The following is a 7,571-nucleotide window of genomic DNA, read 5'->3' as shown; positions in this document are numbered from 1 at the left end:
CCCCCGGCGCTCCCCCGAAGCCGAGGCTCGTCGAACTCCCCACCGCCACAGCCCCGTTGTGAGCCGCGTTCACGGCGGTGACCGTCGGGCCGCTCTGGGTGTACGAGGCGTTCCACATGTTGGTGACCGTCTGGCCGCCGCTCCAGGTCCACGTCACCTTCCAGGACTTGAGTGCCACCGTCCCCGAATTGGTCACCTTCACCTCGGCGTTGAACCCGCCGCCCCAGTCGCTGCTGACCGAGTAGGCGGCGGTGCAGGCAGCCCCGTCACCAGGACCACCGGGGCCGCCGGGGCCACCAGGGCCGCCAGGGCCACCCGGACCGCCGGGGCCCGGCGGGAAGCCCGGTGCCTTGACGCTCGCCAGGTAGCCGTCCTTCACCGTGTCGACGGACTGCCAGTCGTCCTTCAGGATCCCGCCCGTGTCACCGGAGTTGGGGTTCCAGGACCAGAAGGTCCAGTGGAAGGAGTCCGCGCCGCTGGTCGCCGTCGGCCGCAGATAGTCGACCAGCGCGGCCAGCCACTTCTGGTCCACGGTCGCCTGGAGGGTCGTACCGAACTCCCCCACCCACACCGGCGCGATGTTCTGCTTGAAGATGTAGCCCCAGTACTTGTCCCAGACGCCCGGCATGTTGGCGGGGAACGAGGGATCGCTGAACCAGCTCTGCTGGGCCACGCTCGTCGCGTAGTCGTGGGCCGAGTACACCACCCGGTTGGGCACGTCCAGTTGCACCGGGTACTGCCCGACCCCCATCAGGTTGCCGCCCCACCAGCCGGAGACCCCGTTGACCGTCTGCACGCCCTCGACGAAGACGAGGAGCTGCGGATTGACGGACAGCACCGCGTTGCCCGCCCGCTGTGCGGCGAGCCGCCAGTCCTTCGTCACATCACCGCAGCCCCAACAGGCGGGATCGTGCGGCTCGTTGTGCAGGTCGATGCCGATGACCGCGTCCTGGCCGGAGTAACGCGCCGCCAGGGCCTTCAGGTTGGCGATCCAGGTCGACTCGGGCACGGCCGCGGTGTACCAGAGCGCCGACTGCCCGCCCGAGTCCGGCCGGTGCCGGTCCAGGATGACCTTGACGCCGATCCGGCCGGCGTACGCGACCAGTTTGTCCATGACCTGAAGGGAGCCCAGCCCTTGCAGATCGGCGTTCTTGCCACTGCTGAAGTCGATGCTGTTGGGGACGGTGGCGGACTTGAAGATGTCGTCGCTGTACGGCAGCCGAATGGTGTTGTAGCCGAGCGTCTTCATCTGGTCGATCATGCTCTTGTAGTCGCGGGACCAGAGTCCGTGCACCACGTAGTTGCCGGTTTCGAAGCCGAACCAGTTGATCCCGGCGATCCGGACCGGCTGCCCGGCCGCGTCCAGGATCTGCCGCCCACTGGTGTGCCAGTAGCCGGCGCCGGGGGCCGCCGCACGGACACCCGGGGTATCGGCGCCCGCCGCGCGGGCGGCCTGCGCACCGGCTCCCAGCGGCAGCAGAAGCAGGGCGGCGATGGCGCACAGCGCTCTTCGCCAGTTGCGGAAGACGCGGAGATCGCGCAGTTCACGGAGGTGGGGGAAGCGGAACATGTCGCTCGTTCCTCTCGGGAGGCACGGCCCCGGAATCGATGGGAGCGCTCCCATCAACCGCGCACCTCCCAGGAAACTGACACAACATGCGCACGTCAATACTCGCGGCAACGGGCATTCGGGACGACGATGACCAGGATGACGACGATCAGGACGAGGATGATCAGGACGACGGTGACGACGGCCGCCGCCGAAGCCGCTTGATCCCGAGCCAGGCAACGATGAGCACCCCGAAAGCGATGGCCCCGGTCCTGACCTTCCCCTCCGACCCCCCGCCCACCGCGCCGCCCGCAGCCGAACTCCGGTTACCGGAAGCCGAGTCGGAGCCACCGGACCCGCCGGAGGAGGGCGCGTCCTTGGCCTGGACATCGCTCTGGGCGCCTTCACTCCCGTACAGGATCCTGGACCCGTCACGGCTGTACGTGACCGACTCCCCCTGCCGCTGCAAGGGCACGTCGAGCTGCCCCAGCCGCTTCAGCCTGCCGTCGTTCCAGGCGTAGGCGACGCCTCCGAAGTACCCGCGTACGGCCAACTGCCGCCCGTCGGGCGAGAACGCGGCGTCGGTGGCCCACATGTCGACGGGCGCGACTGGCCGGAAGACGTTGGTGCCGGAGGTGGAGAGTTTGTCCGGCCCGGCGTACAGATGCCCGCCGTCCTCCTGCTTGTCGATGATGTACACACGCCCCGTCTTCGGATGCACGATCAGCGACTCGGCGTCGCGCGAACCGTCCGTGTACTTCACGACGTACTGCTTGGCGCGGATCGTCTGGTTCTTGAGCACCTTGGGCTCGGTGAGTTGGTAGATCCAGACGTGGTCCCAGGTCACGCCGTCGTTGTCGCCGATGTCGCCGACGTAGATCTGGTTGTCGGGCCCGATGGAGATGGCCTCGATGTCGCGGGGCCTGCCCACGCCGGTCATGGTGACGGTGGCGACGGTCCGCCCGGTCGCGCTGTCGATCGCGTACAGGAAGGCGCCGTCGTCACTGTCGTTGTGGGTCCAGTAGACGCCGGGGTGCTGGTGGGAGGCGGCGAGACCGCTGGACTCGGTGATCCGCGGATCCTTGATGATGAAGTCCTGGTCACCATCGGCAGCGGAGGCGGGCGCGGCGAGCGCCCCGACGAGTAGGCCCCCGGCAAGGAGGGCGAGCGATCGGCGCATGCCCTCAAGCCTGCCATCCCGACACTCGATACAGGGCCCAAGACTCCGGCCGCCCCGCCGGACCAGTCACCGAAGCCGATCACCGTATCGCCCGCTCACGGACGCACAACTACCCGCAACCCGACACACACCCGGCACCCACCCGGCACCCACCTGCCAGGCGCCCCGCCCCGGGTGGCCCGACTCACACCGCGCACCCGGCCCAGGCCCCTCCACCGGCTCCCCCGATCCCGCATCATGAGCGGATGCTCAGGTTGATGCCCGTAGGCGACTCCATGACCATCGGCAGTGCCGGTGAACACACCTGGCGCTACCGGCTGTGGCAGCACCTGCGGGAGACGTACGGCGGCCCGTTCCGGATCGTCGGCCCGCGCGAGGCGCTGTACGACAAGGCGACGGACACCGCCGACTCGTACGAGTACGCCGACCCGGACTTCCCGCGCGCCCACCTGGCCGGCTGGGGCGAGGGCTGGCACCACCTGACCCCGCTGATCGCGGACGCGGTACGCGCCCACAAGCCGGACGTCCTGCTGGTCTCCCTGGGACTGATCGACCTCGGCTTCTACACGGACGCGGAGCAGACGGCGGAGAACGTCCGCCTCTTCGTGGCCGAGGCCCGACGCTCCAACCCGCGCATCGCCATCGCCCTGCTCCCGGTGATCCCGAACGTCCGCGCGGAGACGGACCCGCCCTTCGCCGCCCAGGTCACCCGCTTCAACGAACTCCTGGCGAAGTCGGCCGCCGACCTGGACGAGCCCCGCTCACCCCTGCTCCTGGCGTCGCCCCCGGCCTCGTACGACATCCACCACGACACGTACGACGGCACACACCCCAACGCGAACGGCGAGCACAAGATCGCGGGCGCGTTCGCGGACTCCCTGTACGAGGCCTGGGACCTGGGCGAACGGTACGGGGCCGGAAGCGACTGACCGAACCCACAGACATGGACTGCCGACGAGACCCACGTCACATTCGCTCAGGCATGTCACATCTCTCGGGGGTCGTCCCGTCGTCCAGGTGTAACGCCCCACAAGGGCAGCGCCCACCAGGCGCCACCACGACGGAGGAGCCCCTCATGGAAGCCCGTTTGAATCTCTTCGCCAGCCCGATCGCCGCCAAGGCCGGTAAGCACCTCGTCGCGGCGGGCCAGGCGATCCCGGAGTCGGTCCTGCCGCTCACGACGCAGGAGTTGGTGCGGCTGCGCGCCAGCCAGATCAACGGCTGCGGTTTCTGCACCGACATGCACACCAAGGACGCCGCCGCCGCGGGCGAGACCGCGCAGCGCCTCCACCTGGTCGCGGCCTGGCGCGAGGCCAAGGTCTTCACCGACGCCGAGCGCGCCGCCCTGGAACTGACCGAGCAGGGCACCCGTATCGCGGACGCGGCCGGCGGTGTCCCCGACGAGGTCTGGGCGAACGCCGCCAAGTACTACGACGAGGAGCAGCTCACCGCGCTTGTCCTGACCATCACCCTCATCAACGCCTTCAACCGGCTGAACGTCATGGTCCAGCAGCCCGCCGGCGACTACGAGCCCGGCATGTTCGGCAGCCATTGACGGCCTCCGGGCCGGGACCGCCCAGCAGCAGGCCGGGCGGTCCCCCCTTGCCTAGAGCGCACTCCACGGCGTTGGCTGAACAGTCATGAAGTACACGCAGCTCGGACGCACGGGACTCAAGGTCAGCCGGCTCGTCCTGGGGACGATGAACTTCGGCCCCCAGACCGACGAGGCCGACAGTCACGCGATCATGGACGCGGCCCTGGAAACGGGCATCAACTTCTTCGACACGGCCAACGTCTACGGCTGGGGCGAGAACAAGGGCCGTACGGAATCGATCATCGGCAACTGGTTCGCCAAGGGCGACGGCCGCCGCGACAAGGTGGTCCTGGCCACCAAGGTGTACGGGAACATGGCCGCCGACGGCGCCGCCGCGTGGCCCAACCACGACAAGCTCTCCGCGCTCAACATCCGGCGGGCCGTGGACGCTTCGCTGAAGCGGCTCCAGACCGACCACATCGACGTCTACCAGTTCCACCACATCGACCGCGCCACTTCCTTCGAGGAGATCTGGCAGGCGATCGACGTGCTCGTCCAGCAGGGGAAGATCCTCTACGCCGGGTCGTCCAACTTCCCCGGCTACAAGATCGCCCAGGCCAACGAGATCGCCGCCCGCCGCGGCGGGACCATCGGGCTCGTCAGCGAGCAGTGCCTCTACAACCTCGCGGAACGGCGCGCCGAGATGGAGGTCATACCGGCCGCCCAGGAGTACGGGCTCGGGGTGATCCCCTGGTCGCCGCTGCAGGGCGGGCTGCTCGGCGGTGTCATCAAGAAGGAGGTCCAGGGCGGCCGGCGCGCGAGTGGCCGCGCGGCCGAAACCCTCGCCGACCCCGCCTCCCGCGCCCAGATCCAGGCGTACGAGGATCTGCTCGACAAGCACGGCATCGAACCCGGCGAGGCGGCTCTCGCCTGGCTGCTCACCCGCCCCGGCGTCACCGGACCGATCGTCGGCCCGCGCACGGCCGAGCAGTTGGCGTCGGCGGTACGGGCGTCCGAGCTGGAGCTGAGCGAGGAACTGCTGACCTCGCTGGACGAGATCTTCCCGGGCCCGGGCCCGTCACCGGAGGCCTTCGCCTGGTGATCGGCGGACAGGCCGGGCGCGGCGGTCGGGAAGTTCAGAGCTGACCTCGATGAGGTCGGCTCACTTCCCGACCGCCGCCGTCACGGCCACCGCCGCGAACATCAGCACGAGCGCACAGGCCATTACCCGGTTCCGGATTTTCGGATTCACGCCTTCGAGCCTAACCGGCCGCCGCGAGTGGCCAACGCCCGACCACCTCGTACCGGGGCTGTTCCCCCGGCACTCCCGACTTCGGCAGATTGCTGCGGACGAGCGCCAGGTCGGCCACCGTCCAGGTGCGGCTCGTGAACGCGTCCAGGGCCTCGACGTACGGCCGCACCTCGAAGGCCTCGCGGCTGCGCGCCACGGTGAGGTGGGGCTTGTAGTGCCGGTGCTCCCCCATGTCGACGCCCGACTTCCGGCCCGCCGCCTCCGCCCGGTCGGCCAGCAGGCGCAGCGCGTCCACCTCACCGGCGGCACCGGCCCACAGCGCCCGCCCGTGCCCGAACTGCCCGCCGCCGCGCACCGCCAGCGCGAACGCGTTTGTACGGTGGGCGGCCCGCGCCAGCCGCTCCGACAGTTCCGGTACGACGTCCTCGTCGACCTCGCCGTAGAAGGCGAGGGTGAAGTGCCAGCCGGGTACGCCGGTCCAGCGCAACCCGTCCGCACCCGGCAGGTTCCTCAACGCGGCGACCGCGTCGGCGAGTTGCCCGGAGACGTCCTCGGGCGGCAGTACGGCGGCGAACAGTCGAGCCGTGTTCATGGCACTGGTGGCACTCATGCCGCTCACGGTACTCACGCCCCGCTCACGCCCCGCTCATGCCCCCGCTCATGCCCCGGAGGTCACCGCCTCCGGCCGCTCGACGAGGCTGAGGCGCGGGTGTCCTGAGTTCCAGACGGCGCAGACCCTCAGGCCGCCCACCCGGACGAGGACCAGACCGACCGTGAGGGCGGCTACGGCCGCGACACCGCCCCCGAAGGCGAGGCCGACCCGGGGGCCGTACGCGTCCGTTATCCAGCCGACCACCGGGGCGCCCAGCGGCGTACCGCCCATGAAGACCATCATGAACAGGGCCATGACCCGGCCGCGCATGGCCGGGTCGGTGGCCATCTGGACCGAGGTGTTCGCCGTGACGTTGACGGTGAGTCCGGCGATCCCGATCGGCACCATGAGCAGCGCGAACAGCCACAGGGACGGGGCCGTCGCGGCCACGATCTCCAGCGTGCCGAAGGCCACGGCCGCCGCGACGAGAACGCGCAGCCGGGCCGTGCCGCGCCGGGCGGCGAGCAGGGCGCCGGTCAGGGAGCCGACCGCCATCAGGCTGTTGAAGAGGCTGTACGCGCCGGCGCCCGCGTGGAACACGTCGTCCGCGTACGCCGAGAGGACGACCGGGAAGTTGAAGCCGAAGGTGCCGATGAACCCGACGAGGACGATCGGCCAGATCAGCTCGGGCCGCCCGGCGACATGCCGCAGCCCCTCACGCAGTTGCCCCTTGGCACGCGGCGCCCGCTCCACGGCACGCAGCTCACGGCCACGCATGAGGAGCAGGGCGGCGATGGGGGCGACGAAGGAGAGGCCGTTGCAGAGGAAGGCCCAGCCGGTGCCGACCCCGGTGATCAGCAGGCCCGCGACGGCGGGGCCGACGAGACGGGCGGACTGGAAGTTCGCGGAGTTGAGGCTGACGGCGTTCTGGAGCTGACCGGGCTCGACCATCTCGGACACGAAGGACTGCCGGGCCGGGTTGTCGACGACCGTGGCGAGACCGACGGCGAAGGCGGCGACATAGACGTGCCAGACCTCGACATCACCCGTGAGGGTCAGGGCGGCGAGCGCGAGGCCGGTGACGGCCATCAGCGTCTGCGTGACGAGCAGGGTGGGCCGCTTGGGCAGCCGGTCGACGAGGACACCGCCGTACAGGCCGAAGAGCAGCATCGGCAGGAACTGCAGCGCGGTCGTGATGCCGACGGCGGTCGAGGAGCCGGTGAGGCTGAGGACCAGCCAGTCCTGGGCGATGCGCTGCATCCAGGTGCCGATGTTGGAGACGACCTGGCCGAGGAAGAAGAGGCGGTAGTTCCGCACCTTCAGGGACCTGAACATGGCGACACGGGAGCCACGGGCGGGCCGGGGCCCCTGGGCGGTCTTGGGGTCGTGAGCGGTCTGGGGATCGCGGGAGATCCGGGAGTCGTGGGGGGTGCGGGGATCGCGGGAGATCTGGGAGTCGTGGGG

At 69.9% G+C, this 7,571-nt stretch carries 7 protein-coding genes; 3 read left to right on the top strand and 4 right to left on the bottom strand.

All coding sequences use genetic code 11. The features are described 5' to 3' along the window. A partial coding sequence (locus AOK08_RS35155) for a cellulase family glycosylhydrolase (protein ID WP_055533571.1) occupies positions 1–1,570 on the bottom strand: 1,570 nt, incomplete at its 3' end. 163 nt (positions 1,571–1,733) lie between these two features. Continuing rightward, positions 1,734–2,729, bottom strand: coding sequence for a WD40 repeat domain-containing protein (locus AOK08_RS35150; RefSeq protein WP_055533570.1), 996 nt, complete (start codon positions 2,727–2,729; stop codon positions 1,734–1,736). A 245-nt stretch (positions 2,730–2,974) separates the two neighbouring features. On the opposite strand from AOK08_RS35150, the gene AOK08_RS35145 reads away from it, so the two are divergent. From AOK08_RS35145 to AOK08_RS35135, 3 genes are all read left to right on the top strand, one after another. Beyond that, entirely contained in the window at positions 2,975–3,658 is a 684-nt protein-coding gene (locus AOK08_RS35145; RefSeq protein WP_055533569.1) for a GDSL-type esterase/lipase family protein, read from the top strand. Positions 3,659–3,804: 146 nt separating this feature from the next. Beyond that, positions 3,805–4,284 (top strand): carboxymuconolactone decarboxylase family protein, encoded by a 480-nt coding sequence (locus tag AOK08_RS35140; RefSeq protein ID WP_055533567.1) that lies wholly within the window; start codon positions 3,805–3,807, stop codon positions 4,282–4,284. An 85-nt stretch (positions 4,285–4,369) separates the two neighbouring features. Further along, positions 4,370–5,365, top strand: a complete 996-nt coding sequence (locus AOK08_RS35135; protein WP_055533565.1) for an aldo/keto reductase — start codon at positions 4,370–4,372, stop codon at positions 5,363–5,365. A 160-nt stretch (positions 5,366–5,525) separates the two neighbouring features. On the opposite strand, the gene thpR is transcribed toward AOK08_RS35135, so the two are convergent. Further along, the gene (thpR, locus tag AOK08_RS35130) at positions 5,526–6,125 is read right to left on the bottom strand and encodes an RNA 2',3'-cyclic phosphodiesterase (RefSeq protein WP_241827222.1); all 600 of its coding nucleotides are present in this window, start codon (positions 6,123–6,125) and stop codon (positions 5,526–5,528) included. A 48-nt stretch (positions 6,126–6,173) separates the two neighbouring features. Next, complete coding sequence (locus AOK08_RS35125) at positions 6,174–7,442, bottom strand: MFS transporter (RefSeq protein ID WP_055533572.1); 1,269 nt, start codon at positions 7,440–7,442, stop codon at positions 6,174–6,176. Positions 7,443–7,571: the final 129 nt, after the last annotated feature.

It is taken from the genome of Streptomyces graminilatus, from assembly GCF_001418565.1.
In the GTDB taxonomy this organism is placed as follows: Bacteria; Actinomycetota; Actinomycetes; order Streptomycetales; family Streptomycetaceae; genus Streptomyces; species Streptomyces graminilatus.
Note: the sequence above shows the minus strand (reverse complement) of the source record. Positions and strands in the feature narration are given on the sequence as shown.